26 protein-coding genes and 1 riboswitch are annotated in these 24,533 nt (G+C 66.2%); of the genes, 14 read left to right on the top strand and 12 right to left on the bottom strand.

Features of this window, described 5'->3' with window-relative positions; translation table 11 throughout:
- Positions 1-2: 2 nt before the first annotated feature.
- The 3 genes from PCA10_RS23950 to PCA10_RS23940 form a co-directional block, all read right to left on the bottom strand.
- Positions 3-917: a MerR family transcriptional regulator gene (locus PCA10_RS23950; protein WP_016494679.1), complete on the bottom strand. Its 915-nt coding sequence runs from the start codon at positions 915-917 to the stop codon at positions 3-5.
- 2 nt (positions 918-919) lie between these two features.
- Positions 920-1,888 carry a YbgA family protein gene (locus tag PCA10_RS23945; RefSeq protein ID WP_016494678.1) on the bottom strand — a complete coding sequence of 323 codons (969 nt, stop codon included), beginning with the start codon at positions 1,886-1,888 and terminating at the stop codon, positions 920-922.
- Between the two features lie 206 nt (positions 1,889-2,094).
- Positions 2,095-3,078 carry an NAD(P)/FAD-dependent oxidoreductase gene (locus PCA10_RS23940; protein WP_016494677.1) on the bottom strand — a complete coding sequence of 328 codons (984 nt, stop codon included), beginning with the start codon at positions 3,076-3,078 and terminating at the stop codon, positions 2,095-2,097.
- A 197-nt stretch (positions 3,079-3,275) separates the two neighbouring features.
- On the opposite strand from PCA10_RS23940, the gene PCA10_RS23935 reads away from it, so the two are divergent.
- From PCA10_RS23935 to PCA10_RS23925, 3 genes are all read left to right on the top strand, one after another.
- Positions 3,276-4,184, top strand: coding sequence for a TIGR01777 family oxidoreductase (locus PCA10_RS23935; protein WP_016494676.1), 909 nt, complete (start codon positions 3,276-3,278; stop codon positions 4,182-4,184).
- Positions 4,184-5,212, top strand: a complete 1,029-nt coding sequence (hemH, locus tag PCA10_RS23930; protein ID WP_016494675.1) for a ferrochelatase — start codon at positions 4,184-4,186, stop codon at positions 5,210-5,212. Before PCA10_RS23935 ends, hemH begins: the two co-directional genes overlap by 1 nt.
- 138 nt (positions 5,213-5,350) lie before the next feature.
- Entirely contained in the window at positions 5,351-6,718 is a 1,368-nt protein-coding gene (locus PCA10_RS23925) for a spinster family MFS transporter (protein WP_016494674.1), read from the top strand.
- Positions 6,719-6,894: 176 nt separating this feature from the next.
- Here the strand turns inward: PCA10_RS23925 and PCA10_RS23920 are convergent, their stop codons facing one another.
- Positions 6,895-8,172 carry a uracil-xanthine permease family protein gene (locus PCA10_RS23920; protein ID WP_016494673.1) on the bottom strand — a complete coding sequence of 426 codons (1,278 nt, stop codon included), beginning with the start codon at positions 8,170-8,172 and terminating at the stop codon, positions 6,895-6,897.
- 3 nt (positions 8,173-8,175) lie between these two features.
- The gene (gene upp, locus PCA10_RS23915) at positions 8,176-8,814 is read right to left on the bottom strand and encodes a uracil phosphoribosyltransferase (RefSeq protein WP_016494672.1); all 639 of its coding nucleotides are present in this window, start codon (positions 8,812-8,814) and stop codon (positions 8,176-8,178) included.
- 280 nt (positions 8,815-9,094) lie between these two features.
- Between upp and PCA10_RS23910 the strand changes: the two genes are divergently transcribed.
- Both PCA10_RS23910 and PCA10_RS23905 read left to right on the top strand, forming a co-directional pair.
- Entirely contained in the window at positions 9,095-9,652 is a 558-nt protein-coding gene (locus PCA10_RS23910; RefSeq protein WP_016494671.1) for a hypoxanthine-guanine phosphoribosyltransferase, read from the top strand.
- A gap of 2 nt (positions 9,653-9,654) precedes the next feature.
- Positions 9,655-10,128 (top strand): WbuC family cupin fold metalloprotein, encoded by a 474-nt coding sequence (locus PCA10_RS23905; protein WP_016494670.1) that lies wholly within the window; start codon positions 9,655-9,657, stop codon positions 10,126-10,128.
- Here the strand turns inward: PCA10_RS23905 and dauA are convergent.
- Positions 10,095-11,849, bottom strand: coding sequence for a C4-dicarboxylic acid transporter DauA (gene dauA, locus PCA10_RS23900; protein ID WP_016494669.1), 1,755 nt, complete (start codon positions 11,847-11,849; stop codon positions 10,095-10,097). The genes PCA10_RS23905 and dauA overlap by 34 nt on opposite strands.
- Positions 11,850-11,965: 116 nt before the next feature.
- Here dauA and PCA10_RS23895 point away from each other — a divergent pair, with 116 nt between their 5' ends.
- Positions 11,966-12,454 carry a hypothetical protein gene (locus PCA10_RS23895; protein WP_016494668.1) on the top strand — a complete coding sequence of 163 codons (489 nt, stop codon included), beginning with the start codon at positions 11,966-11,968 and terminating at the stop codon, positions 12,452-12,454.
- Between the two features lie 64 nt (positions 12,455-12,518).
- Positions 12,519-12,806 (top strand): PA4642 family protein, encoded by a 288-nt coding sequence (locus PCA10_RS23890; RefSeq protein WP_016494667.1) that lies wholly within the window; start codon positions 12,519-12,521, stop codon positions 12,804-12,806.
- Positions 12,807-12,997: 191 nt separating this feature from the next.
- Here the strand turns inward: PCA10_RS23890 and mqo are convergent, their stop codons facing one another.
- Positions 12,998-14,512 carry a malate dehydrogenase (quinone) gene (mqo, locus tag PCA10_RS23885; protein ID WP_016494666.1) on the bottom strand — a complete coding sequence of 505 codons (1,515 nt, stop codon included), beginning with the start codon at positions 14,510-14,512 and terminating at the stop codon, positions 12,998-13,000.
- Between the two features lie 353 nt (positions 14,513-14,865).
- Positions 14,866-15,102, bottom strand: coding sequence for a hypothetical protein (locus PCA10_RS23880; RefSeq protein WP_231866604.1), 237 nt, complete (start codon positions 15,100-15,102; stop codon positions 14,866-14,868).
- Between the two features lie 173 nt (positions 15,103-15,275).
- Here PCA10_RS23880 and PCA10_RS23875 point away from each other — a divergent pair, with 173 nt between their 5' ends.
- Both PCA10_RS23875 and PCA10_RS23870 read left to right on the top strand, forming a co-directional pair.
- Positions 15,276-15,857 carry a YajG family lipoprotein gene (locus tag PCA10_RS23875; RefSeq protein WP_016494664.1) on the top strand — a complete coding sequence of 194 codons (582 nt, stop codon included), beginning with the start codon at positions 15,276-15,278 and terminating at the stop codon, positions 15,855-15,857.
- Positions 15,858-16,048: 191 nt separating this feature from the next.
- On the top strand, positions 16,049-16,327 hold the full coding sequence (locus PCA10_RS23870) for a hypothetical protein (RefSeq protein ID WP_016494663.1): 279 nt from the start codon (positions 16,049-16,051) through the stop codon (positions 16,325-16,327).
- Positions 16,328-16,388: 61 nt separating this feature from the next.
- On the opposite strand, the gene PCA10_RS23865 is transcribed toward PCA10_RS23870, so the two are convergent.
- The gene (locus PCA10_RS23865) at positions 16,389-17,552 is read right to left on the bottom strand and encodes a 1-acyl-sn-glycerol-3-phosphate acyltransferase (protein ID WP_016494662.1); all 1,164 of its coding nucleotides are present in this window, start codon (positions 17,550-17,552) and stop codon (positions 16,389-16,391) included.
- 105 nt (positions 17,553-17,657) lie between these two features.
- Between PCA10_RS23865 and PCA10_RS23860 the strand changes: the two genes are divergently transcribed.
- Genes PCA10_RS23860 through PCA10_RS23850 form a run of 3 tightly spaced genes read left to right on the top strand, consistent with a single transcriptional unit; the run spans position 17,658 to position 18,740 of the window.
- Positions 17,658-17,840 carry a CPXCG motif-containing cysteine-rich protein gene (locus PCA10_RS23860; RefSeq protein WP_016494661.1) on the top strand — a complete coding sequence of 61 codons (183 nt, stop codon included), beginning with the start codon at positions 17,658-17,660 and terminating at the stop codon, positions 17,838-17,840.
- Positions 17,840-18,100 (top strand): putative signal transducing protein, encoded by a 261-nt coding sequence (locus PCA10_RS23855; RefSeq protein ID WP_016494660.1) that lies wholly within the window; start codon positions 17,840-17,842, stop codon positions 18,098-18,100. The genes PCA10_RS23860 and PCA10_RS23855 overlap by 1 nt, the downstream gene beginning before the upstream one ends.
- A 25-nt stretch (positions 18,101-18,125) precedes the next feature.
- On the top strand, positions 18,126-18,740 hold the full coding sequence (locus PCA10_RS23850) for an SOS response-associated peptidase (protein ID WP_016494659.1): 615 nt from the start codon (positions 18,126-18,128) through the stop codon (positions 18,738-18,740).
- Positions 18,741-18,894: 154 nt separating this feature from the next.
- On the opposite strand, the gene PCA10_RS23845 is transcribed toward PCA10_RS23850, so the two are convergent.
- Positions 18,895-21,036 carry a methyl-accepting chemotaxis protein gene (locus PCA10_RS23845; RefSeq protein WP_016494658.1) on the bottom strand — a complete coding sequence of 714 codons (2,142 nt, stop codon included), beginning with the start codon at positions 21,034-21,036 and terminating at the stop codon, positions 18,895-18,897.
- A gap of 173 nt (positions 21,037-21,209) precedes the next feature.
- Here PCA10_RS23845 and PCA10_RS23840 point away from each other — a divergent pair, with 173 nt between their 5' ends.
- Both PCA10_RS23840 and PCA10_RS23835 read left to right on the top strand, forming a co-directional pair.
- Positions 21,210-22,031: a M48 family metallopeptidase gene (locus PCA10_RS23840; RefSeq protein ID WP_016494657.1), complete on the top strand. Its 822-nt coding sequence runs from the start codon at positions 21,210-21,212 to the stop codon at positions 22,029-22,031.
- A gap of 140 nt (positions 22,032-22,171) precedes the next feature.
- On the top strand, positions 22,172-23,155 hold the full coding sequence (locus PCA10_RS23835; protein WP_016494656.1) for an NAD-dependent epimerase/dehydratase family protein: 984 nt from the start codon (positions 22,172-22,174) through the stop codon (positions 23,153-23,155).
- On the opposite strand, the gene PCA10_RS23830 is transcribed toward PCA10_RS23835, so the two are convergent.
- Positions 23,156-23,599, bottom strand: coding sequence for a ketosteroid isomerase-related protein (locus PCA10_RS23830; protein WP_016494655.1), 444 nt, complete (start codon positions 23,597-23,599; stop codon positions 23,156-23,158).
- Between the two features lie 130 nt (positions 23,600-23,729).
- Positions 23,730-24,311, bottom strand: coding sequence for a TMEM165/GDT1 family protein (locus tag PCA10_RS23825; protein WP_144277069.1), 582 nt, complete (start codon positions 24,309-24,311; stop codon positions 23,730-23,732).
- A 30-nt stretch (positions 24,312-24,341) separates the two neighbouring features.
- A riboswitch (yybP-ykoY riboswitch) is annotated at positions 24,342-24,525 on the bottom strand.
- Between the last annotated feature and the right edge of the window lie 8 nt (positions 24,526-24,533).

Raw genomic sequence — 24,533 nt, 5'->3', positions numbered from 1 at the left:
CTTCAACGGTTGTGCAGCAAGCCCAGGTCGGCAAGGGCTTGCAGGGCATCCAGCGGGCCTTCGGCCACGAGGGTGCCGGGTGGGAGTTCGGCCTGGTGGATGGCCACGGCGGGACCGGCCAGCAGGCAAGGGCAGGGATGGCCGCCGAGCAGCCGGGGCAGTTGGCCCTGGCCGAGGGGCTGGCTGGAATACAGCAGCAGGGCGCGGGGCTGGATCCGCTCCAGCGCCAGGCCCAGCTCGGCAGCGGGCACTGGCCAATCGAAGACTTCCACCGCGCAGTCGGCGCTGCTGGCCAGCCAGGCGGTGAGCCAGAGACCCGGCTCCATGGGCAGCTCGGAGGCGTTGACCAGCAGGATCGGCGCGCCATGGCACTGGCGGTTGTTGTGGTAGAGGCGCGCGCCCAGCTTGGTGCGCAGCCAGGCATGGAGGAACACCCGCTCCACCTGGCCGCCGAAGCGGCCGCGCCAGCGCTGTTCCAGATCATCCAGCAAGGGTTGCAGCAGCTGGCGGTACAAGGTCTGCGGCGGATAGAGCGCCATGGCGGCGTTGAACCGCTCGTCCAGCTGGCGTTCGGCAAGGTTGGCGATGGCTTCCAGCAGATGCTGGCGCTGTTCCGCCCAGGGGGAGCTGGGCACGGTATCGGGCGGCGCTGGCGCCTTCAGCAGGCCCTTGACCTGGCCCACCGCCACTCCGCGATCCAGCCAGGTGAGAATCAGGTGGATGCGCGCCACGTCGTCCTCGCTGTAGAGGCGGTGGCCCTTGCTGGTGCGTAGCGGCACGATCAGCCCGTAGCGTCGCTCCCAGGCGCGCAGGGTCACCGGATTGACGCCGGTCTGGCGCGCCACCTCGCGGATCGCCAGCAGTCCACCTGCCAGGGTGGGGTCGTTGTCCGCTGGGCTGTCGGTCGTCTTGTCCATGGCTAGAGGGCGTTGCGCAGGCCGAGCGCTTCCGGGTGCGGCTGCAGATAGGCCTGCTGGGCGATGTAGTGGTCCGGATGGCCGCTGAAGTGATGCTTGAGCAAGGTCATCGGCACCACCAGCGGTACCACGCCGCAGCGGTACTGTTCGATCAGGCGCTGCAACTCGACTTTCTCGGGCGGACTCAGGTGCGCCTTGAGGTAGCCGCTGAGGTGCTGCAGCACGTTGCTGTGGGTGCCACGGGTGGCGCACTTCTTCAGGGCCGCCATCAAGGCGGAGAAGTAGCGCGGGCCGATTTCCTCCGGCGCGTGCTCGCCGATGCTTCCCAGCAGGCGGCCGAGGGCCCGGTATTGCACCGGGTCGTTGGCCATCAGCTGGTATTTGTAACGTGAGTGGAAGGCAATGATCGCCCTGCGGCTCAACCCTTCGCGGCACAGCGCCTGCCACTGGGCGTAGGCGTAGACGCGGGTGAGGAAGTTTTCCCGCAGGACCGGGTCGCTGAGGCGGCCGTCTTCCTCCACCGGCAAGTCGGGGCGGCGGGCGCAGAAGGCACTGGCGAATATGCCGCGGCCACTGCCTTCGGCGGGATGGCCGTCGGCCTGGTAGACCTTGACCCGATGCAGCCCGCAGGAGGGGGATTTCTGCATGAAGATGTAGCCGCTGATGTCAGCAAGCTGCTCCGCCATGATTTCGCCGAACTCGGCCAGGGGCTCCGTGTGGTCGTGTCGCTGTGGGTGGCGGCCCAATGCCCGAGGAGCGGCTGGATCGCCCACCAGGCGGATGGGCTCACGGGGGATGCCGAGCCCGATGGCCACCTCCGGGCACAGCGCCACGAAGTCGACGTGCTCCGTCAGGGTGCGGCTGCACAACCGCGACTCCTTGTGCCCACCGTTGAAGCGCACGGGGTCGCCGAGCAGGCACGCGCTGATCCCCAGTTTGGGGCGTTGTGGCAAATCGAAGGGCATGAACATGGGCAGCTACCTGGACATGAGTTGTACAACTCTTGTTTCGTGTATAGCTTTTTGAGAATCATAGATATGAACTTGTACAAGTCAATTGGCTTGTACAGGTTCTGGACGGGTGGGGAGACGGGACACCGACCTCATCGCGGAGGAGTCGGTCGGTTGGTGAGGGGAAAATCGCGCGGTTGGACGACCGGGGGTCGTCCATTGGTCGCTTACAGGTGTTCGAGCAAGCGCCGGGCGGCTTCCTGGCCGCTGAGCCAGGCACCTTCCACTCGACCGGAGAGGCACCAGTCGCCGCAGGCGTAGAGGCCGAGGTCGGCATCGGCCAGGGCGCCCCACTGGTGCGCCTGGATCGGTCGGGCGTAGAGCCAGCGATGGGCCAGGCTGAAGTTCGGCGCCGGCACGGCGCAGCCGATCATTTCGGCGAAGGCGCCGTACAAGTGCTCGATCACCGCTTCCTTGGGCAGGTCGAGGTGCTGCCGGCTCCAGGCGCTGGTGGCGTGCAGGACCCAGGTGTCGAGGCTGGTTTCGCGGCCGGGTTTGGAGCGATTGCGGGCCATCCATTCCAGCGGACTGTCCTGCAGGAAACAGCCCTCGACGCGGGTGTCCAGCGGCTCGCTGAAACCGAATGCCACGGCCCAGGTCGGCTCCATGGCGACGCTCGCGGCGGTGCCGGCCAACTTGGGCGCGGCGGCCAGCAGGGCGGCGGCCTGAGGGGGCGGGGTGGCGACGATTACATGGCTGAAGGGGCCATGGCTGAGCCCTTCGGCGTCCTGCAGGCCCCAATGGCGTTCGCCACGGAAGACCTCGGTGATGCGGCAGCCGAAGTTCACGGGCAAGGCACCGAGCAAGGCGCGCGTGATCGCGCTCATGCGCGGCGTGCCGACCCAGCGGATCTGCTCGTCGGGGGAGGGGAGCAGGCGGCCTTCGCTGAAGTTGTAGAGGCTTGGCGACCACTCGGCGACCCAACCGCGGTCGCGCCATTGCTGGACCACTTCGGCGAAGCGGCGGTCGCGGGCGGTGAAGTACTGCGCGCCTAGGTCGACGGCGCCGGCATCACTGCGTTTGCTGGCCATGCGTCCGCCACTGCCGCGGCTCTTGTCGAAGAGCTCCACGTTCTGCCCAGCCGCATGCAGCGCCTGGGCGGCGGAGAGGCCGGCCATGCCGGTCCCGATGATGGCGATAGGTGCACTCATGGTCTACCTCGTTACCTATGGCTACAGGCTACGCTCTAGACAATACCTGTACAAAAATCAAGCGCTGTACAGGTTGGTTGGTTCCAATCGCGGTGGTCTGAATATCTGACGGTGCGTGGCTCAATGCGGGGCACGTCTGACCGTCATAAACCAGACTAGGGCGATATGCGCACTTAGCGCCATGCGAGGAGGATGCCATGCACATATTGCTGACCGGCGGTACTGGTCTGATCGGGCGCGCGCTCTGCCAGCGCTGGCTGAGCGATGGGCACCAGCTGACCGTGCTGAGCCGCCGGCCGTCCGCCGTCGCCAGCCTGTGCGGCCGGGCGGTACGCGGCATCGAGCAGTTCTCCGAGTATGGCGACGAGCCGCTGGACGCCATCGTCAACCTGGCCGGCGAACCCATCGCCGATCGGCCCTGGAGCAACAAACGCAAGGCACAGCTTTGGGGCAGCCGGATCACCCTCACCGAACAACTGGTCGAGTGGCTGGAAAGGCGCGACCAGTTGCCGCGGGTACTGCTCAGCGGCTCGGCCGTAGGCTGGTACGGCGACGGTGGGGAACGGGAGCTGACGGAGGAGGTTCCGCCGGTCACCGACGACTTTGCCAGCCAGCTCTGCGTGGCCTGGGAGGAAACCGCGCAACGCGCCGAAGCACTGGGCATCCGGGTGGTGCTGGTGCGCACCGGTCTGGTGCTGGCGCGGGACGGCGGTTTCCTCAAGCGTCTGTTGCCGCCGTTTCGCCTCGGCCTGGGTGGCCCCCTGGGCAACGGGCGGCAATGGATGCCCTGGGTGCACCTGGAGGATCAAATCGCGCTGATGGATTTTCTCTTGCGGCAGGAAGACGCGCGCGGTCCCTATAATGCGTGCTCGCCGCAGCCGGTACGCAACCGCGACTTCGCCCGCAGCCTCGGGCGAACGCTGGGAAGGCCAGCCGTCATGCCGGCGCCGGCCTTCGTCCTGCGCCTGCTGCTGGGCGAATTGGCCGGCCTGTTGCTGGGCGGCCAGCGAGCCGTACCCTCGCGCTTGCGGGCGGCCGGTTTCACCTTTGCATTCACCGATCTGGACACGGCGCTCGGCGACCTGCTGAAGCCTAAGGATGTTTGATGACCGATCACGCTCTGCTGCTGGTCAACCTGGGTTCCCCGGCTTCCACCAAGGTGGAGGATGTACGCAGTTACCTCGACCAGTTCCTCATGGACCCCTATGTCGTCGATCTGCCCTGGCCCCTGCGGCGCCTGCTGGTTTCACTGATCCTCATCAAGCGCCCTGCACAGTCGGCCCATGCCTACTCGTCCATCTGGTGGCCGGATGGTTCGCCGCTGATCGTGCTCAGCCGCGAGCTCCAGCAAGCCGTCACTCCCCATTGGCCCCATGGCCCGGTGGAACTGGCGATGCGCTATGGCGAGCCATCCATCGAACGCGCGCTGCGCAAGCTGGCCGACCAGGGCGTCAAGCGCGTGACCCTGGCGCCGCTCTATCCGCAGTTCGCCGACAGCACCACCACCACCGCCATCGAAGAAGCGCGCCGGGTCATCCGCGAGCACGGGCTGAAACTCCAGGTGTCGGTGCTGCCGCCTTTCTTCGCCGAGGCCGATTACCTCGATGCCCTGGTCGCCAGCGCCAAGCCCTATCTGGAGCAGGGTTTCGATCACCTGCTGCTGAGCTTCCACGGGCTGCCTGAGCGGCACATCCGCAAGCTGGTAAAGGGCATCGATCCGCAGCACGACCTGCGTGCGCCGGACAGCCGTGGCGTCAGCGACGAGGTCCTCGCGGTCTGCTACCGAAGCCAGTGCCAGCGTACCGCCGAGGCCTTCGCCGAGCGCGCCGGCCTGGCGCCCGGGCAGTGGTCGGTGTCGTTCCAGTCGCGCCTGGGGCGGGACAAGTGGATCGAGCCCTACACCGAAACCCGCTTCGACGAACTGGGCAAGCAGGGGGTGAAGAAACTCCTGGTGATGTGCCCGGCCTTCGTTGCCGACTGCATCGAGACCCTGGAGGAAATCGGCCAGCGCGGCAGCGAGCAGTTCCAGGAAGCCGGTGGCCAGGAGCTGGTGCTGGTGCCCTGCCTGAACAGCCATCCGCAGTGGGTTTCGGCGCTGGCGCGCCTGTGCGAGACGGCGGTGCGTCCGCTCTAGGTCATTCGCCGCAGGGCACGGGCCGCATTCAGCCGGCCTATATCAGCCGTTTCGTTGTATTCAGGTCGTCCATGGCCGCCTAAGCTGGGTTTTCCTTCAACCGTCGTGCGCCGCACTGGCGGCGCCGAGGAGAGCCCAGTGCAGAACAACAATAACGGCTATCCCTCGCGTCTGCGTGCCTGGACCACAGTCGCCATCCTGATGGTGGCGTACGTGTTGTCCTTCATCGATAGGCAGATTCTCAACCTGCTGGTGGAGCCCATCCGCCGCGACCTGGTCATCAGCGACACGCAGATGAGCTTGCTGATGGGGCTGTCGTTCGCACTCTTCTACACCGTCTGCGGCATCCCCCTCGGGCGCCTGGCCGACAGCCGCAGCCGACGCGGGCTGATCGCCGTCGGCGTGCTGTTCTGGAGCGCCGCCACCGCCGCCTGCGGCCTGGCCAAGCTCTACTGGCAGTTCCTGCTCTGCCGCATAGGCGTCGGGGTGGGGGAGGCGGCCCTGTCGCCGGCAGCCTATTCGCTGATCGCCGACAGCTTCCCCAAGGAGCAGCGCGCCACCGCCATCAGTGTCTACTCCATGGGGGTCTACCTCGGCTCGGGCCTGGCCTTCCTGCTCGGTGGCCTGGTGATCAAGTTCGCCTCGGCCCAGGGCGACCTGCACCTGCCGCTGCTGGGCGAGGTGCGCCCCTGGCAGCTGATATTCCTGATCCTCGGCGCCGCCGGGGTGCTCTTCACCCTGCTCATGCTGGCGGTGCGTGAACCCCAGCGACGCGGCATCGGCGCCGGCGTGGTCGTGCCCCTGGCGGAAGTCGGCCGTTACCTGCGCAGCAACCGACGCACCGTGCTCTGCCACAACTTCGGCTTCGCCGGCCTGGCCTTCGCTGGTTACGGCAGCGCCGCCTGGATTCCCACCTTCTACATCCGCACCCATGGCTGGGACGCCGGCCAGGTGGGGGTGATCTACGGCAGCCTGGTGGCGGTGTTCGGCTGCCTGGGCATCGTTTTCGGCGGGCGCCTGGCGGACTGGATGGCCAAGCGCGGTCGCAGCGACGCCAACATGCGCGTCGGCCTGTTCGCGGCCATCGGCGCGCTGCCGCTGGTGGTGCTGTTCCCGCTGTTGGACGACGCCTTCTGGGTGACGGTGGTGATGGCGCCCACGGTGTTCTGCCTGAGCATGCCCTTCGGCGTGGCGCCGGCGGCGATCCAGGAAATCATGCCCAACTCCATGCGCGGCCAGGCCTCGGCCATCTACCTCTTCGTCATCACCCTGATCGGCCTGGGCCTCGGCCCCACCGCCGTGGCACTGGTGACCGACTTCGTCTTCGCCGACGACCAGGCCCTGCGCTATTCGCTGCTGATCGTCACCACCTTGGCGGTGGCCAGTTCCGTGGTGCTGCTGAGCCTGGGCCTGAAACCTTATCGCGAGAGCCTGAACCGGTTGCAGCAGTGGGGTACGGCGGCTCGCCAGGACGACGTACCCCATGAGGCGCAGCTCTCTTCGTAGGTTGGCGCCAAGCGTAGCGCGGCCCAACGTCGACGCCTGACCAGGGCCACGCTGCGTTGGGCTTCGCAGAGCTCAGCCACAACCTACGGTTGTCAGCTGTCGCAGGATGGTGTTGGGCGCAGCGAAACCCATCAATGAAAAAGCCCCGCAATCGCGGGGCTTATTGTGTCATCAGGCTAGATATGCGGCGCGTCGTCCGGGCTCTGCTGCTTCCAGGTCTGGTGGCCCGGGAGGATCAGGTTGAGGGCGATGGCGACGATGGCGCACAGGGCGATGCCCTTCAGGCCGAAATCGTCCTGGCCGGTACCGGTGCCCACCAGCATGCCGCCGATGCCGAACACCAGGGTCACGGACACGATCACCAGGTTGCGCGCCTCCGCCAGGTCCACCTGGTGGCGGATCATGGTGTTCATGCCCACCGCGGCGATGGAGCCGAACAGCAGGCAGAGGATGCCGCCCATCACGGGCACCGGAATGCTCTGCAGGATGGCGCCGAACTTGCCGATGAAGGCCAGGCCGATGGCGAAGAACGCCGCCCAGGTCATGATCTTCGGGTTGTAGTTCTTGGTCAGCATCACCGCGCCGGTCACTTCGGCGTAGGTGGTATTTGGCGGGCCGCCGAACAGGCCGGCGGCCGAGGTGGCCAGGCCATCGCCCAGCAGGGTGCGGTGCAGGCCTGGGGTCTTCAGGTAGTTCTTGCCGGTCACGCTGCCCACGGCGATCACGCCGCCGATGTGTTCGATGGCCGGGGCCAGGGCCACGGGCACGATGAACAGGATGGCCTGCCAGTTGAACTCCGGCGCGGTGAAGGCGGGGATCTCCAGCCATGGCGCGGCGGCGATCCTGGCGGTGTCGACCACGCCGAACCAGAACGCCAGGGCGAAGCCCACCAGCACGCCGGAGATGATCGGCACCAGGCGGAAGATGCCCTTGCCGAACACGGCGACGACCAGGGTGGTCAGCAGCGCCGGCATGGAGATCCACATGGCGGTGGCGTAGGGGATCAGCTCGGCGCCGTCACCGCCCTTGCCCATGGCCATGTTGGCGGCGATGGGCGCCATGGCCAGGCCGATGGAAATGATCACCGGGCCGATCACCACGGGGGGCAGCAGGCGGTCGATGAAACCGGTACCCTTGATCTTCACCGCCAGGCCCAGGAAGGTGTAGACGAAGCCCGCCGCCACCACGCCGCCCATGGTCGCGGCCAGGCCGAACTGGCCCTTGGCGAGGATGATGGGGGTGATGAAAGCGAAGCTGGATGCCAGGAATACCGGCACCTGGCGCCCGGTCACCAGCTGGAACAGCAGGGTGCCGATGCCGGCGGTGAACAGCGCCACGTTCGGGTCGAGCCCGGTGATCAGTGGCATCAGCACCAGGGCGCCGAAGGCCACGAAGAGCATCTGCGCGCCGGAAATCACCTGGCGCCAGAGCGGGTCCTTGAATTCGTCGGACATCGATCAGTTTTCCTTCTGCTTGGTGCCGAAGATCTTGTCGCCGGCATCCCCGAGCCCCGGGATGATGTAGCCATGCTCGTTGAGCTTCTGATCGATGGAGGCGGTGAAGATCATCACGTCCGGGTGGGCGTCGTTGACCACCTTGATGCCTTCCGGCGCCGCCACCAGCACCATGGCGCGGATTTCCTTGCAGCCGGCGCGCTTGAGCAGGTCGATGGTGGCGACCATGGAACCGCCGGTGGCCAGCATCGGGTCGATGATCAGCGCCAGGCGCTCGTCGATCTCCGGCGCCAGCTTCTCCAGGTAGGTGTGGGCTTCCAGGGTTTCTTCGTTGCGGGCGACGCCCACGGCGCTGACCTTGGCGCCCGGAATCAGGCTGAGCACGCCGTCGAGCATGCCGATGCCGGCGCGCAGGATGGGCACCACGGTGATCTTCTTGCCGGCGATCTTCTCGACCTGCACGGTGCCGGCCCAGCCCTGGATGTCGTAGTTCTCCAGGGGCAGGTCGTTGGTCGCTTCGTAAGTCAGCAGGGCGCCGACTTCCTGTGCCAGTTCGCGGAAGTTCTTGGTGCTGATGTCGGCGCGGCGCATCAGGCCGAGCTTGTGGCGGATCAGCGGATGGCGGATCTCACGGATGGGCATGGGAAGGTTCTCCGGCGGGCTGGCAAAAAAAACGGGTTAGCTTAATCCATTGAGCACATTCTGTGCTGCACTGACTGGCGGATCCGGGCCGCGATGTCGCCGCCAGGCAAGGATCTGTCCATGGTCTGCGACAACCTGCTGCAGTATGGTCGACACTCGTCCGTCGGGACTTGCTCCGGGGCAGGCGGATGAGTACCTTTGCCGACTTTTATCTTGACGCCCCGTTCAGGATTTCCCATGGAAACCCTGCTCGTACCCCGTCGAACCCAGAGGAATTGCCATGTCCGCCGATCTCGCACACATCCGCCAGGTGATGGCCGAAGCCGATTGCCTGTACACCGACGCCCAGGTCGAAGCGGCCATCGCCCAGGTCGCCGAGGCCATCAACGGCGAGTTGGCCGAGCGCAACCCGGTGGTGTTCTGCGTGATGAACGGTGGCCTGATCTTCGCCGGCAAGCTGCTGCCCAAGCTCGACTTCCCGCTGGAGCTGTCCTACCTGCACGCCACCCGCTACCGCAACGAAACCAGCGGTGGTGAGCTGTTCTGGAAGGCCAAGCCGGAGATCTCCTTCATCGACCGCGATGTGCTGATCATCGACGACATCCTCGACGAGGGGCACACCCTGGCCGCGATCATGGACTTCTGCAATCACGCCGGCGCGGCCAAGGTGCATACCGCCGTGCTGATCGACAAGACCCACGACCGCAAGGCCCGTCCGGACCTCAAGGCCGACTACGTGGGCCTGCCCTGCGTGGATCGTTACATCTTCGGCTACGGCATGGACTACAAGGGCTACTGGCGCAACGCCGCCGGCATCTTCGCGGTCAAGGGGCTCTGAGCATGGGCACGCCGCGCTTCCTCGATCAGGCCCTGTTCGCCGATCTGGCCGAGAAGGCCGCGGCTAACCCCCGGCAGCGCCAGCACCACAACTTCCACGCCATGGAAGAGCCCTGCCACCGCATGGCGGTTGGGCTGCAGCCGACCACCTACATTCCTCCGCACCGCCACCTCTCCGCCGACAAGGCCGAAAGCCTGCTGGTGCTCAAGGGGCGCCTGGGCCTGCTGATCTTCGACGAGGACGGCAAGGTCTGCGACAAGCGTGAGCTGGTGGCCGGCGGCGACTGCATCGGCGTCGACCTGCCGCCGGGTGTATTCCATGCCCTGGTGGTGCTGGAGCCCGACAGCCTGCTGTTCGAATGCAAGGCCGGCCCCTACCGTCCGGTGGGTGAAGGCGAACAACCGGCCTGGGCGCCGCGCGAGGGCGACCCGGCGGCGGCGGACTACCTGGCCTGGATGCGCTCGCTGTTCGGCTGAGCGTCGGCCGCTTCCAGCCATTGCGCGGCCTTGAGCCGCGCCTGTTCCAGGGATTGCACATAGGCCAGCCGGCCGCTTTCGCGATGCACGCCGGCGCGGCGCAGCTTCAAGCGCACACGGGGCGAGGTGCCCACCAGCACCAGTCCCATGCCCTGGCGGCCATAGTCGTGCAACAGGTTCTCCAGGGCGGCCAGGGCCGTCATGTCGAGCATCGGCACGGCGCTCATCTCGACTATCACCACCTTCACCTCGGGGTTGAACCGACGCAGCACGCTCAGGGCCTTCTCCGCGGCGCCGAAGAACAGCGGCCCGCGAATGGCGTAGGCGAGCACCTCTTCGGGCAGTTCGCGCAGGGCTTCGTGGAAGTGGTTGGGCAGGGGCGCGGTGTCGGTGAGGTCGCTCATGCGCTTGATGAACAGGCCGGCGGCCAGCAGCAGGCCGACACCCACCGCCAGCACCATGTCGAACAGTACGGTCAGCACCAGGCAGGTCAGCAGCACCAGCACATCGTTGCGTGGGGCGATCTTCAGGGTGTGCATCACATGGCGCGCCTCGCTCATGTTCCAGGCCACCATCAGCAACAGCGCCGCGAGGGCGGCCATGGGCAGGTAGCTGAACAGCGGTGCGAGCAGCAGCATGGCCAGCAGCACCACGCCGGCATGGATGATCGCGGCGATGGGCGAACGGCCCCCGGCACGTACGTTGGCGGCACTGCGGGCGATGGCGGCCGTGGCGGTGATGCCGCCGAACAGGGGCGCCAGCAGATTGCCCAGGCCCTGGCCGAGCAGCTCGGCGTTGGGATCGTGGCGGGTGCCGGCCATGCCGTCGGCCACCACCGCGCAGAGCAGCGACTCGATGGCACCCAGCATGGCGATGGCGAAGGCCGGCGCCAGCAACTGGCGGATCAGCTCGAAGGACAGGCCCAGGGGCTGGCCATCCGGCCCGGGCAACTGCCAAGGCCAGGCGAAGCTGGGCAGGAAGGGCGGGATGCCCGGATGGCTGATGCCGTCCACCACATAGCTGAAGCGTTCGCCCAGGGTCGCCACCGGCAGGCCGAGTACTTCCAGCAGCAGGCCGAGCAGGGCGCCCAGGGCCAGGGCCACCAGGTGCCCCGGCACCTTGGGCACCAGACGTGGCCAGATCAGCAGCACCGCAAGGCAGGCGGCCGCTACCAGGGCATCACCCAGGTGCGCGCCGGGCAGCGCGGCGGCCAGCAGGCGCAGCTGGTCCAGGTAGTGCTGTGGCGTCTCGGCCAGCTGCAGGCCCAGCAGGTCCTTGATCTGCAGGGTGGCGATGACGATACCGATGCCGGCGGTGAAACCCAGGGTGACCGGATAGGGAATGAACTGGATCAGCCGGCCCAGGCGCGCCAGGCCCATAGCGATGAGGATCAGCCCGGCCATCAGTGTGCAGAGCAGCAGCCCGCCAAGGCCGAACTGCTGGGTGATGGGCAGGAGGATCACCACGAAGGCGGCGGTGGGGCCGGAAATGTTGAAGCGCGAGCCGCCGGTGAGGGCGATCAGCGGCGCCGCCAGCAACACCGTGTAGAGACCGTGCTGCGGGGCTACGCCAACGGCGATGGCCAGTGCCATGGCGAGCGGAATGGCGATGATGCCCACCGTGACGCCGGCGGCCAGGTCGCCCCGCAGGTCCGACACGGAATAGCCTTCGCGAAAGGTCTGACGCATGGCGGCGAACAGCGGGGGACGGTAGGCGGACATGGCGGCTCCTTGGCTGGAACCCGCCGATTATAGGACCTGCGAGGGACGGCGGCGCTTTGACCTGAGCGCCGAGGCCCGTGCTAGAGTGCTGCGCTCCCTTGCTGTCGGAGCCACCGATGTACTCGTCCCTGCGCCTCGGCGCCGCTCTCCTGCTGATCCTCAGTCTGCCCACTGTCGCCGCCGAAACCGCTCCCCTACATGCCCAGTTCCTGCCGCCGGACGATCTTTCCCTGCGCCAGGAACAGCCCGAGCTGCAGCAACTCATCCAGATCACCGAGTTTTCGGTGGTGCTGGGTAGCCAGCGCCAGTCCAACCAGCAACCGATTCCCATCACCTCGCCAGCCCTGGTGCGCCTGAAGGGCAAGCCCCTGAGCAAGGGCGCCGACGTGCGCCAGGTGGTGATCCTGTTCGACGCCGAGGGCAAGAGCCTGAAAAAGCCGAGCTACGACCCCCAGAGCCGCATCCTCAGCCTCAACTACCCCATGGCGCAGTACGCCGCGGTGCTCGACCTGCTGCGCAACGGTCCGGTCTATTGCCAGTTCCTCAGCTACGCCAACGGCCATGTCTGGGCCGACCTGCACAGCGGCGCGGTACGCCTGCGTTGAGCGCGGGGGGCGGGCGGAGGTAAACTGCCCGCCCCTACGTGATACCCGGCCAGAGATGTGAGCGATGCGTAAAGACAAGAAGCAGGTGATTGGCGAAGAAATTTCCGAAGACTCGATCAAGCTGTTCCTCGCGGTCGAGCCGGCCGACGCGACCCCGCCCTCTCTGCACAAGCTGATCAAGGCCTACCGTGGCTTGCGTATCGATGACTTCGAGCGCTTCGTCGGCTTCTTCGTCGAGGCCGGTTACGACCTCAACGCCAAGGATGCGCAGGGTAACGACTTCATCGCCCTGATCCAGGATCAGCGCCAGGCTGAGCCCTACATCGAGGTGATCAAGGCCGCTCGCGGCTGATCCCTGTTGTGCTGAAAGAGCCCGCCATTGTGCGGGCTTTTTTGTGGCTGGGGCCTGGGCGTCGGCTTTCGTAGGATGGGTTGAGCGCAGCGATACCCATGCGGACAGGGCATGAATCCTTCAATTTCGTGGGCTCCAAAAACAAAAAACCGCCCCGAAGGGCGGTTTTTCATTCAGCTCGGCGCTGCGACTCAGGCGATGCTGGTCGCGGTGTCGACCTGGGTCAGGCCCAGCGCCGCATCGGAGCGGGCGCTGACTTCGCGGTACAGAACCGCGTCGGTTTCCAGGGCTTTTTCCCGGGCCGGGAAGATTTCCTTCAGCTTGGCGCTCCACTGCTCGGAACGGGCCTGCTCGGCGAAGCAGCGCTCGATCAGGTTGAGCATGATGGACACGGTCACCGAAGCGCCCGGCGAGGCGCCCAGCAGGGCCGCGATGCTGCCGTCCTCTGCCGAAACCAGCTCGGTGCCGAACTGCAGGATGCCGCCTTTCTTGCCGTCCTTCTTGATGATCTGCACCCGTTGGCCAGCCACTTCCAGGCGCCAGTCGGCCGGATTCAGCTCGGGGTAGAACTTGCGCAGGGCATCCAGGCGCTGTTCCTGGGACTGCATGACTTCCTTGACCAGGTAGCGGGTCAGGTCGAAGTTGTCACGGGCCACGGCCAGCATCGGGCCGAGGTTGCTCGGGCGTACCGAGAGCGGCAGGTCGAGGAACGAACCGTGCTTGAGGAACTTGGTGGTGAAGCCGGCGTAGGGCCCGAACAGCAGAGACTTCTTGCCGTCGACCACGCGGGTGTCCAGGTGCGGCACGGACATCGGCGGAGCGCCGACGTCGGCCTGGCTGTAGACCTTGGCCTGGTGGTGCTTGACCACTTCGGGGTTGTCGCAACGCAGCCATTGGCCGCTCACCGGGAAGCCGCCGAAGCCTTTGCCTTCGGGGATGCCGGAAAGCTGCAGCAGCGGCAGCGCGCCGCCACCTGCGCCGAGGAACACGAAGCGCGCGGACACTTCGCGGCTGGTGCCGGTCTGGGTGTTCTTGATGTTGACCTTCCAGCCCTTGTCGGTGCGGGTGAGGTCGGTGACCTTCTGGAAGTAGCTGACGCGGGTCGAATCCAGGCTGCTGAGGTACTGCAGCAGCTGGTTGGTGACCGCACCGAAGTTGACGTCGGTGCCGTTCATGGCGCGGGTCACGGCGATCTTCTCGGATGCGTCGCGGCCCTTCATCATCAGCGGCGCCCATTTGGCGACGGTGCCTCGGTCTTCGGTGTATTCCATCTCGCTGAAGGCGTGGTGCTGACGGAGCAGCTCGAAGCGCTTCTTGAGGAAGGCGGTGTCCTTGTCGCCGCGCACGAAGGACAGGTGCGGGACGGCATTGATGAAGGACTTGGGCGAGCCGAACGCGCTCTTGCCGCTCATGTAGGCCCAGAACTGCTTGGAAACCTCGAACTGGGCGTTGATGTTGACGGCTTTCTTGATGTCGATGGAACCATCGGCCGCCTGGGGCGTGTAGTTGAGCTCGCAGAGGCCGGCATGGCCGGTACCCGCGTTGTTCCAGGGGTTGGAGCTCTCGATTGCTCCCGATTCCCTGAGTTCAGCGATCTCCAGCTTGAGGCCAGGATCGAGCTCTTTAAGCAGTACCGCCAGCGTCGCGCTCATGATGCCGGCCCCGACCAGCAACACGTCCACTGCTTCGTAATCGTCTTGCGCCATTTGCTCGCCACTCTCTCGTGAAGTAGTGAAAAACCGTCATCTCACGCTCTTTTGGAGACGTGAACCTCATAAGGATCGGCTACCTCACGGCCGGCCGCTTCCCTCTACGCGCGCGATGCCAAGCGTGCGTCCCTGCAACAAAACGTATGCAATTCGGGCGGAAGGATGCGGCTGACCAACGAGTGGCAGCGCGAAAAGTGGACGGCTCTCTGTGGGGCTGTGCGGATGCCCAAGCTGGCGCGAGGTGCGGTGTTGCGAGGCCCGATCAGGAGACGACCTTATAATCGGGGCGCGATTATAACTGTGAAATGGGGGAAGTAGGGCGCTTGGTGTGACTTTTCTTCATCCACCGGTCAGGCTGCCAACGCGCGGCGCCGTGCAGGTTGTCTGACGACCGGTGCGGTCCGGGCAATGGCGGGCAGGGGCTTGTCGAGCCAGGCGAGGCTGGTTTCGCCTACGGGGACCCAATTGCCGTTGGCCGGCGGCTCGATGCCCTGGTGCAGGCCGCGGCAGATGCCCTTGTCGTCCAGCAGGGCGAAGCTGCGGCGTTGCGGGCGTGGGGCGAACAGGGACAAGAGGAAGAACATCATGACTACTCCAACAGTTCGGTGCCCTTTATCCCATGCCGGCGTGACGGGCGCGTGACAGGAACCGGGTTGGTGCGCCGCGGTCTGAAATCCCATGAGTACTGGCGCTCTGTCAGTACCTTGACCGGCTGGGTATACTGCCGGCCGTTTTGCTTTCATTCCTGGAGAGATAAAGCATGCTGAAACGCCCGTTGCTTGGCCTGCTGGCCGCCCTCAGCCTGACCCTGGTCGGCTGTGCCCTCAGCCCGCAGCAGCTCAGCCCGCAACCCAAACTCACCGGCCCGCTGACCCCGGTTGGCCAAGGCCAGCCCGTGGTGGTGCGTGTCGCCGACGGTCGTCCGTCGCCGGTGCTTGGCACCCGTGGTGGCATCTATTCCGAAACCAGCGCCATCACCGTTCAGGGCAAGGACATCCTGCCGCGCCTGCAAGCCGAGGCCGAAGCCGCGGTGCGCCTGCTGGGCTTCACCCCGTCGCCGAACGCCTACAACGCCCCGCAGCTGACCCTGACCCTGGCCGAACTGAAGTACCAGTCGCCCAAGGAAACCTACGTCACCGAGGCCAACATCAGCGCCAGCTTCCGCGTCGATGTGCAGAACGCCACCCGTCGCTACAGCGGCAAGTACGGTGCTTCGCTGAACCAGCGTTTCGGCACCGCGCCCAACGAGCAGACCAACACCAAGTTGATCTCCGATGTGCTGAGCGATGCCCTGACCCGCGCCTTCAAGGACCCGACCATCGGTCAGGCCCTGTCGCAGTAAGGCTCCGCTCCTGAAGAAGCCCGGCCCAGCGCCGGGCTTTTTCGTTTCCGGCGGCATTCGTCGGAACGCCCCCGGAGCAGACGGCGGTTTCGGTAAACTGGGCGCCGTTGAATAGACCGTCCGGATCAGGACGGCAGATCCTTGTCTTGCAGGTTGAGTGCACGGTAGCGCCACCTGGAGCGGAGTTCGAGATGTCGCTGCAGGCGCTTTGGGCCATGTTCCTGGCCCACCCCGCACAGGTCGTGAATGGCCTGGCCCTGTTCTTTGCTTTTGCCGGCGCCTGGGTGCTGCTGGCCACCCGTCTGCGCGAGCAGCGCTCCATCGCCCGCCTGGCCGCCGAAAGCGAGCTGGACGAACCCGCCTCCCTGCAGGACGAAGCGGCCCTGCGCCTCAATCGCTTCTTCTACGCCTTCGGCTATTTCAGCCTGGCGGTGGCGCTCGGGATCTCCTGGGCCAGCACCCAGCTCTGATTCATACGGCCAGATGCAAAACGGCGACCCCAGGGTCGCCGTTTTGTTTTCCGGACGTGGCTTACAACGGCAAGCCCGCCTTGACCCGGTACTGGTTGCGCACCGGCATGGCGTACTGCTGGACCAGGTAGGGGCGCTGTTCCTCGGTGCAGGCGTCCAGGCGCTTCTGCCATTCGGCCTGGGCGCGGGCCAGTTCCTCGCCGCGGAACAGGTCGGCCGCCGCCGGCACGCGCAGTTCGGGGTCTTGCTTGCCCCACATGGCGTAGGCCAGGTAGTGCACGGGGAACAGGCGATAGCCGCCGAGGATTTGCTGGTCGATCTCCTGGGCCAGTTGCTTGGCATCTTCGCTGGCGCCGCCGATCTCGCTGCCGAAGGCGATGTGCACCCGGCCCTTGTAGCCGGTGATGCCCAGGGCAATGCTGGCGTCGTCCTCGCCCGGCGCCTTGGCGTAGCTGCCGGTGCTGGCGCGGATCTGCAGCTCGCGGGCCTTGGCCTGGTCGCAGGGGTCGTACTCGTAGCTGATGGACACCGGGATCAGGTGCAGGTTGCGGATCACCTCGGCGAAGGGCTCGTCCTTGCGGCTCATGTGGAACATCTTGAGGATCGCCGAATCGGTGCGGTCGTCACCGTCCTTGGCGCGGCCCTCGGCCTGGGCGATCCAGATCGACTGGCCGTCTTCGCGGATGGAGTGGTTGATGTAGGCCGACAGCAGCTGGAAGGCCGCCAGCTTCTCGCGGCGACCGGCCAGGTTGCGGTGCACGATGAAGCTCTTGTTCAGGCGCATCAGGTCGCTGACGAAGGGCTTCTGCAGCAGGTTGTCGCCGATGGCGATGCGCGGGGTCGGCAGGCCGGCGTGGTACACCGCGTAGTTGACGAAGGCCGGGTCCATCACGATGTCGCGGTGGTTGGCCAGGAACAGGTAGGCGGTGCCCGGCTTCAGGCGCTCCACGCCCGAATAGGTCACGCCGTCGGTGGCGCGCTCGATGGTGTTGTCCACATAGGGCTCGATGCGGTCCTGCAGTGCCGCCACCGAATCGATGCTGGCGAACTCCCTGCGCAACCGATGAGCTATAACAGGCTTTAGGAGCCAGCCCAGTGGGCCCGCCAGTTTCGGGAAACGGTAGCGGGTGAGGGTGCCGAGGAAGGCGTCGTCGGCGAACAGGCGCGCAAGCACCGTCGAGACCTCGGCATCGTCATAGGGTCGGATGGCTTCGAATTCGCCCATTGGTCACTCTTGTTGTGGAATCGGCTGGGTAAAAGGGTGTAGGCCCCGTAAACCGGGGCTCCAAATAGACCGGCGATTATACAGGCAAGTCACACGGGAGGCGGGATGCTGGAGACAGAGGACTACCAATGCCCCTATTGCGGCGAACCGGCCGAGGCCGTGCTTGACCTCTCCGGTGGCGATCAGCAGTACATCGAGGACTGTCCGGTGTGCTGCCGGCCGATCCTGTTCCTGCTGCAGACCGACGGCGAGGACTTCCGCCTGGAGGTTCGCCGGGAGGACGACTGATGCGGCGCATCTATGAGCCCCACGACCTGATCGAGGCCGAGCTGCTGCTGGGCATGCTGGCCAGCGAAGGTGTCGAGGCCCATCTCGCCGGGGGCCACCTGCTGGGCGGCGTGGGCGAACTGCCGATGTTCGGCCTGCTGGGCCTGCTGGTGGAGGACGAAGACGCCGAACGCGCAAGCAAACTGATCGCCGCGTACAATGCCGCGCAACCGCTGCCGGGCGAGGAGCCCGACAGCTACCCGGGCACTCTGCTCTGCTGATCCCCGCTCCGAACTGGCAGCCCCAATGTCTGGACGTTTAGCCCTGTTCCGCTGGTCGCCCGCACTGGCGTCCCTTCCCGGTTTTCCCGCCGGCCAACAGCCGCACTGGAACCTCGCTCCTGGCGGCCGGGTGTTGATGCTGCGGGAGCTGGACGGCCAGCGCCGTGTCGACGAGGCCCGCTGGGGCCTCACCCCCGCCTGGCTCACCGACCTGTCGAAGACGCCCGCCCACGCCCGGGTGGAAACCCTGGCCGACCAGCCGATGTTCCGCGAGCCCTTCCGCTCCCGGCGTTGCCTGATCCTGGCCAACGGTTTCTACGAGTGGCGCGGCGTGCGCAAACGCCCCTACTGGGTCAGCGCCGAGGGCGGAACCCTGTATCTGGCCGCGCTCTGGGAGGCCTACCCGGTGGGCGATGTGGAGTACCTCAGCCTGGCCATGGTCACCCAGCCGGTGGCCGACCTGCGTCGCCCGCTGGTGCTGGATGAGCAGGCCCAGGACCTCTGGCTGGCCGCCGACTCGACGCCCTTGCAGTTGCTCGAATTGCTGGGTCGACCGGGGCCGCAGCTGCGCGAGCGGGCGCTGGCTACGCTGGTGAACGATCCCAAGCTCGATGGGCCGGAGTGCCTGACGCCGGCGTGATATGCGGCATTCGTAGGTTGGTGCAGAGCGAAGCGAAGCCCAACGCCCCCACCCGGCATGCAGCGTTGTTGGGCTTCGTGCCTCAGCCCAACCTACGACTTGGCGATTGAACTCGCCTCCATGAAAAAGCCCCTCCTGCGAGGGGCTTTTCGTCTTACACCTTGAACTGATTGATCAGCCGTCGTTGCTGCTCCGCCAGCTTGGTCAGCTCCGCGCTGGCCTGGGAGGCTTCGTCGGCGCCGCCGGCCACCTCGTTGGCGACCTGGCCGATGTTGGTCACGTTGCGGTTGATGTCCTCGGCCACCGCGCTCTGCTCCTCGGCGGCGCTGGCGATCTGGGTGTTCATGTCGTTGATCACCGACACCGCCTGGGTGATGGACTCCAGCGCATGGGCCGCCTCGTTGGCGTGTTGCACGCTGGTGTCGGTCTTCTCCTGGCTGTCCTGCATCACCTTCACCACTTCACGGGTGCCGTGCTGCAGCTGCTGGATCATGGTCTGGATCTCTTCGGTGGCCTGCTGGGTCTTCTGCGCCAGGTTGCGCACCTCGTCGGCCACCACGGCGAAACCGCGGCCCTGTTCGCCGGCACGCGCGGCCTCGATGGCGGCGTTGAGCGCGAGCAGGTTGGTCTGCTCGGCGATGCCACGGATCGCCACCAGGATGGCGTTGATGTTCTCGCTGTCCTTGGCCAGGGTCTGCACCACGCCAACCGCGCGGCCGATCTCGGTGGCCAGGGCGGTGATGGCTTCGGCGGTGCTATGGACGATGCGCTTGCCGTGGTTGGCCGCCTGGTCGGCGTGGCTGGCGGCTTCCGCCGCGTGGGTGGCGTTGCGCGCCACGTCCTGGGCGGTGGCGGTCATCTCGTGGACGGCGGTGGCCACCAGTTCGATCTCCGCCAGCTGCTTCTGCACGCCCTGGTTGGTGCGGATGGCGATATCGGCGGTGTGCTCGGAGGAGTCACTGACCTTCTGCACCGAGGTCACCACCTGGCTGATCATCGACTGCAGCTTGCCGAGGAAGGTGTTGAAGCCACCGGCGATCGCGCCCATCTCGTCGGCGCGGTTGTTGTGCAGGCGCTGGGTCAGGTCGCCGTCGCCCTTGGCGATGTCGTCGAGCATGCCGACCATCTGGCGCAGCGGGCGGGCGATGCCGTAGCCGACGAACCAGATCACCAGCAGGCCGAGGCCGGCGATCAGCAGGCCCACCAGGGTCATGCCGAAGATATCGGCGTCGCGCTGGGCGCTGAGCTCGCCCTGCAGCGCTTTCAGGTCCTTCAGCACAACGGCCTGGGGCAGTTGCAGCACCAGGGTCCAGCGGGCGCCGCTGTCGGCGATGCCGAAGGGCAGCAACAGTTCGATCATGTCCTGTTGCGGGTCGACGCTGAAGTGCGGCTCGCCCAGGGGCTGGTTCTTGAGTTGCTCGACCGTGGCGGCGCCGAGCACGCTGGCGCTGGGTTCGCCCAGCTTCGCGGGGTCGCGGGTGTAGGCCACCAGGCGGCCGTTGCTGGCCACCAGGGCCATTTCCCCGGCGCCATCGTAGAGCTGGGTGTCGGCCTTGTTCAGCAGCTCCTGGATGAAGTCCAGGGAGAGGTCGGTACCCACCGAGCCGAGGAACTTGCCGCCCACCATGATCGGGGCGTTGAACGACGACATCATCACCATCTTGCCGGCCATCTCGTAGGGGGCCGGGTCAATCACGCAAGGCTTGCCGGTCTCCTTCGGGCACAGGTAGTACTCGCCCTCGCGCACGCCGGTGGGCAGCAGCTTGCTGCTTTCCATGGTCGGCCCCAGGGCTTCCAGCTTGTAGCCGCCGTCGGGGGTCCGGTACCACCAGGGCATGAAGCGACCGCTGTCGTCGTAGCCCTGCTCGGTCTGCCCGGCGTAGAGGCCGTCGCTGCCATCGAAGGCGTTGGCTTCCCAGCCGATGAAGGCGTCGAGCAACTTGGGGTTCTGCACGAGGGTCTGGTGCACCAGGTTGCTCAGGTGCTCGCGACTGATGGTCAGCTGCGGATTGCCGGAGGCGTCCTTTTCAGCCAGCAGCGCGTTGAGGTTGGCGATGTTCCTGGAGACCCCCAGGGGCATTTCCAGCTCGCGCTGGATCTGGCTGACCTGGGAACGCGCCAGCGCCACCAGGCGTTCCTTGATGCCCTGCTCGAGCAGTGCCTGGGTGCGTTGTTGCACCAGCTCCTGGGTGCGGGCACCGGAAAACAGTGCATAGAGCACCAGGGCTGCGACCACGGCCAGCACGCTGGCTCCCGCCAGGGCGGCAATGGAGAACTGGATGGACTTGAACTTCATGGGGGCTCCGGAAAGAGGAAAACGCCGTATTTCTCTATATCGGCCGCACTGTGCAATTTCCTAAATCGTCGTTGGGGATAAATGCGCTGCCGGCTTGTCTACATGCGACGCGGTTGCCGGGGTTCCAGGCCCGCCGTAGCATTACCGACCTCGCAAAGAGATGGAGAGCCAACATGGCCAAGCTGTTTTACCTGTCCGGGCTGACCGCGGCCCTGATCCTGGCAGGATGCCAGGCCGTCAACACCACCAGCGGCGGCGCGGTAGGCGTCGAACGCAAGCAATACATGTTCAGCATGCTGTCGAGCGCCGAGCTGAACCAGAAGTACGCCCAGTCCTATCAGCAGACCCTGAGCGAGGCCTCGCAGAAGGGCGAGCTGGACAAGAACAGCACCAACGCCAAGCGTGTCGATGCCATCGCCAAGCGCCTCATCGCGCAGACCCCGGTGTTCCGCCCCGACGCCGCGCAATGGGACTGGGACGCCAACCTGATCGACAGCGACGAGCTCAACGCCAACTGCGGTCCGGGCGGCAAGATCATCGTCTACAGCGGCCTGATCGAGAAACTCCAGCTTACCGACGACGAACTGGCGGCGGTAATGGGCCACGAAGTCGCCCACGCCCTGCGTGAGCACAGCCGTGAAGCCATGTCCAAGGCCTATGGCGTGCAGATGGCCAGCCAGATCGGTTCGGTACTGGGCGTCGGCCAGGTCGGCCTGGGTGTGGCCAACACCGGGGTCGAGTACCTGATGACCCTGCCCAACAGCCGCTCCAACGAGAACGAAGCCGACCTGATCGGCCTGGAGCTGGCCGCCCGTGCGGGCTACGACCCGAACGCCGCGATCACCCTGTGGAAGAAGATGGAGCAGGCCGGTGGCGGCGCACCGCCGGAGTTCATGAGTACCCACCCCTCGTCCGGCTCGCGCATCGCGTCGTTGCAGGCGGCCATTCCAAAGGTGATGCCGCTCTACGAGCAAGCCAAGGGAAAACGTGGCTGATCCCCAGGGCAGGTGACGTTTCGCCGGCCCCTAAGGCGCCAGGGGAAATCCTCCTGGCATCCCGGCAACCCGCGTTCTAGACTGCTTGCCGCCACCTCGCGAACAGCGGATGGCGAATCTCCAGCGGATGAGGAGTTGCAGTGAAAATCGCCGTCATCGGAGCAACCGGCCTGCTCGGCCACCACGCGGCGCGGGCGGTGAAGGCCGCGGGGCACCAGCTGGTCCTGGTTCATCGGCCGGCGTCGCGTATCCAGCGGCTGGCCTACCTGGAGGCCGAGTGTCGCAGCGCCGAACTGCTCGACCATGCCGGCCTTGCCCGAGCCCTGTCCGGCCTGGATGGCGTGATCTTCTGCGCCGCCGGCTACCCGAAGCGGCCACGCCGCTGGCAAGAGGAAGTCGCCAGCGCCCTGGACCAGAACAACCATTTCTACGCCGCCTGCCTGGCCGCCCATGTGCCACGCATCCTCTACACCGGCGCGGCCATCGCCCTGCCGCAGCACCCTGAAGGCCTGCCCGGCCACGAGGGGCTGTTCTACGAGGGCATGCCCCGCTGGAAGAACCCCTACCTGCTGAGCAAGTGGGCCCTGGACGAACAGGCCCGCGAGCAGGCCCGCAACGGCTTGCCGGTGATCATCGGGATTCCGGGCATGTGCCTGGGCGAGTTCGACTCGGTGCCCAGCACCGGGCGTCTGGTGTTGGCCATGGCGCAAGGCTGGATGACCCACTACGTGCCCGGTCGACGCAACCTGGTGGATGCCGCCGATGCCGGACGCGGACTGCTGCTGGCGCTGGAGAAGGGGCGGGTGGGCGAACGCTACCTGCTGACCGGGCGGAACATCGAGATGGCCGAGCTGACCGAACGCATCGCCACCCTGCTCCAGGTACCGCCACCGCAGCCCATGCCGCTGGCGCTGGCCAAGGGCATGGCGGTGCTGGGACGGCTGCGTTATCGGCTGTCGGGCGAATTGCCGAAGCTGGATGACACCGCCATCGCCGTCATGGCGGGCGGGCAGTTCCTCGACGGCAGCAAGGCGCGCCACGAACTGGGCTTCGTCGCCGAGACGCCGCTGGAGGTCACCCTGGAACGCACCATCGGCTGGTTCCGCGCCAACGGCTATCTCTGATCAGGGCTGGGTCTTTTCCGCCAGGGGCTGGGTCGCGAGGCCGAGTTGGGCGCGGAAGCTTTCCATGTCGAACATGGTGCAGATCTCCTGCACCTCGCCCACGCTGTTGAAGGTCCAGAAGGCCATGGCCGAGATGCTGAGGATCTTGTCGCTGGGCGGGTAGCCCAGGGCGGGCTTCTGGATGCTGCCGATCAGGGTGGACCAGGTCACCACCTTGTTGCCTTCGGCGATGCACTCCTCGATCACCACCTCCAGGTCGGGCATGGCGTCGCGGATGTTCGCCACCATCTGGCTGTAGGCGGCGCTGCCCAGGGGGCGGCCGATGAAGGAGCTCTTGTAGAGGAAGTCCTTGCTCTGCAGCTGCTCGGTCAGGGCCAGGCGGCCCTTGTTCCAGGACAGCTCGATGTGCTGGCGTACCAGCCGCTTCATATCGTCCAGTGACATGCTGCGCTCCCTGCGCCTTGATCCAGCGCGCCACTTTACCGGTTCGGCCGGCGCCGCCATTGGCCGAAACGCCATATCGCCGCCGGCCGGGCGATACCCATCGGTGCTCCGATGGGTATCGCGCCGGGGGTCAGAGCAGGCCGCTCAGCTTCAGCGCCTGGTACACGGCGTAGAGGGCCAGGGCGGCGAAGGCGGAGGAAGCCAGGCGGCGGATCAGCGTCAGCGGCAGGCGGTCGGCGGCGAAGTTGCCGGCCAGCACCACCGGGACGTTGGCGATCAGCATGCCGAGCGTGGTGCCCAGCACGACCATGATGAAGTGCGGGTACTGCGCGGCCAGCATCACGGTGGCGACCTGGGTCTTGTCACCCATCTCGGCGAGGAAGAAGGCCACCAGCGTGGTGACGAAGGGGCCATATTTCTTCAGGCCGGACTCTTCGTCGTCGTCCAGTTTGTCCGGCACCAGGGTCCAGAGCGCAACGGCGGCGAAGGACGCGGCGAGGATCCAGCTCAGGGTGGCGGCGGAGAAGAAACTGGCGACCCAGGAACCCACGGCGCCGGCGGCGAAGTGGTTGGCCAGGGTGGCGGCGACTATGCCCCAGATGATCGGCCAGGGCTTGCGGAAGCGGGCGGCCAGCAGCAATGCGAGCAATTGCGTCTTGTCGCCGATTTCAGCGAGGGCGACGATCAGGGTCGGGACGAAGAGGGATTCCAGCATCAGGGTTCCTACGGGGGCGGGTCGACTAATCACCATGACACACGCAATCTGCCCACCCCGGGTCAGGTTGTGTGTGTCATAGGTCTTGTCAAACCGCGGGCCTGTCTATGCAGGCTCTGGGTCGCATGCGCCATGGTCTGTGGACCAAGTATGTTGACGCACGCCGGGCGAGCAGGGCGCTCGCGGGAGACTACTCCCCTAGGACGGGGCGCATTGTGC

It is taken from the genome of Pseudomonas resinovorans NBRC 106553 (genome assembly GCF_000412695.1).
In the GTDB taxonomy this organism is placed as follows: domain Bacteria; phylum Pseudomonadota; class Gammaproteobacteria; order Pseudomonadales; family Pseudomonadaceae; genus Metapseudomonas; species Metapseudomonas resinovorans_A.
This window is presented reverse-complemented; position numbering and strand designations above follow the sequence as displayed.

What these genes read in the sequence shown, in the direction of transcription:
- PCA10_RS23895 (WP_016494668.1), top strand. Translation starts at nt 11,966, where the DNA reads ATGTACTCGTCCCTGCGCCTCGGCGCCGCTCTCCTGCTGATCCTCAGT.
- PCA10_RS23850 (WP_016494659.1), top strand. Translation starts at nt 18,126, where the DNA reads ATGTCTGGACGTTTAGCCCTGTTCCGCTGGTCGCCCGCACTGGCGTCC.
- PCA10_RS23940 (WP_016494677.1), bottom strand. Translation starts at nt 3,078, where the DNA reads ATGAGTGCACCTATCGCCATCATCGGGACCGGCATGGCCGGCCTCTCC.
- PCA10_RS23865 (WP_016494662.1), bottom strand. Translation starts at nt 17,552, where the DNA reads ATGGGCGAATTCGAAGCCATCCGACCCTATGACGATGCCGAGGTCTCG.
- PCA10_RS23830 (WP_016494655.1), bottom strand. Translation starts at nt 23,599, where the DNA reads ATGTCACTGGACGATATGAAGCGGCTGGTACGCCAGCACATCGAGCTG.
- PCA10_RS23905 (WP_016494670.1), top strand. Translation starts at nt 9,655, where the DNA reads ATGGGCACGCCGCGCTTCCTCGATCAGGCCCTGTTCGCCGATCTGGCC.
- hemH (WP_016494675.1), top strand. Translation starts at nt 4,184, where the DNA reads ATGACCGATCACGCTCTGCTGCTGGTCAACCTGGGTTCCCCGGCTTCC.
- PCA10_RS23945 (WP_016494678.1), bottom strand. Translation starts at nt 1,888, where the DNA reads ATGTTCATGCCCTTCGATTTGCCACAACGCCCCAAACTGGGGATCAGC.
- PCA10_RS23875 (WP_016494664.1), top strand. Translation starts at nt 15,276, where the DNA reads ATGCTGAAACGCCCGTTGCTTGGCCTGCTGGCCGCCCTCAGCCTGACC.
- PCA10_RS23840 (WP_016494657.1), top strand. Translation starts at nt 21,210, where the DNA reads ATGGCCAAGCTGTTTTACCTGTCCGGGCTGACCGCGGCCCTGATCCTG.
- mqo (WP_016494666.1), bottom strand. Translation starts at nt 14,512, where the DNA reads ATGGCGCAAGACGATTACGAAGCAGTGGACGTGTTGCTGGTCGGGGCC.
- PCA10_RS23890 (WP_016494667.1), top strand. Translation starts at nt 12,519, where the DNA reads ATGCGTAAAGACAAGAAGCAGGTGATTGGCGAAGAAATTTCCGAAGAC.
- PCA10_RS23845 (WP_016494658.1), bottom strand. Translation starts at nt 21,036, where the DNA reads ATGAAGTTCAAGTCCATCCAGTTCTCCATTGCCGCCCTGGCGGGAGCC.
- dauA (WP_016494669.1), bottom strand. Translation starts at nt 11,849, where the DNA reads ATGTCCGCCTACCGTCCCCCGCTGTTCGCCGCCATGCGTCAGACCTTT.
- PCA10_RS23880 (WP_231866604.1), bottom strand. Translation starts at nt 15,102, where the DNA reads ATGATGTTCTTCCTCTTGTCCCTGTTCGCCCCACGCCCGCAACGCCGC.
- PCA10_RS23950 (WP_016494679.1), bottom strand. Translation starts at nt 917, where the DNA reads ATGGACAAGACGACCGACAGCCCAGCGGACAACGACCCCACCCTGGCA.
- PCA10_RS23860 (WP_016494661.1), top strand. Translation starts at nt 17,658, where the DNA reads ATGCTGGAGACAGAGGACTACCAATGCCCCTATTGCGGCGAACCGGCC.
- PCA10_RS23910 (WP_016494671.1), top strand. Translation starts at nt 9,095, where the DNA reads ATGTCCGCCGATCTCGCACACATCCGCCAGGTGATGGCCGAAGCCGAT.
- PCA10_RS23935 (WP_016494676.1), top strand. Translation starts at nt 3,276, where the DNA reads ATGCACATATTGCTGACCGGCGGTACTGGTCTGATCGGGCGCGCGCTC.
- PCA10_RS23870 (WP_016494663.1), top strand. Translation starts at nt 16,049, where the DNA reads ATGTCGCTGCAGGCGCTTTGGGCCATGTTCCTGGCCCACCCCGCACAG.
- PCA10_RS23920 (WP_016494673.1), bottom strand. Translation starts at nt 8,172, where the DNA reads ATGTCCGACGAATTCAAGGACCCGCTCTGGCGCCAGGTGATTTCCGGC.
- PCA10_RS23855 (WP_016494660.1), top strand. Translation starts at nt 17,840, where the DNA reads ATGCGGCGCATCTATGAGCCCCACGACCTGATCGAGGCCGAGCTGCTG.
- upp (WP_016494672.1), bottom strand. Translation starts at nt 8,814, where the DNA reads ATGCCCATCCGTGAGATCCGCCATCCGCTGATCCGCCACAAGCTCGGC.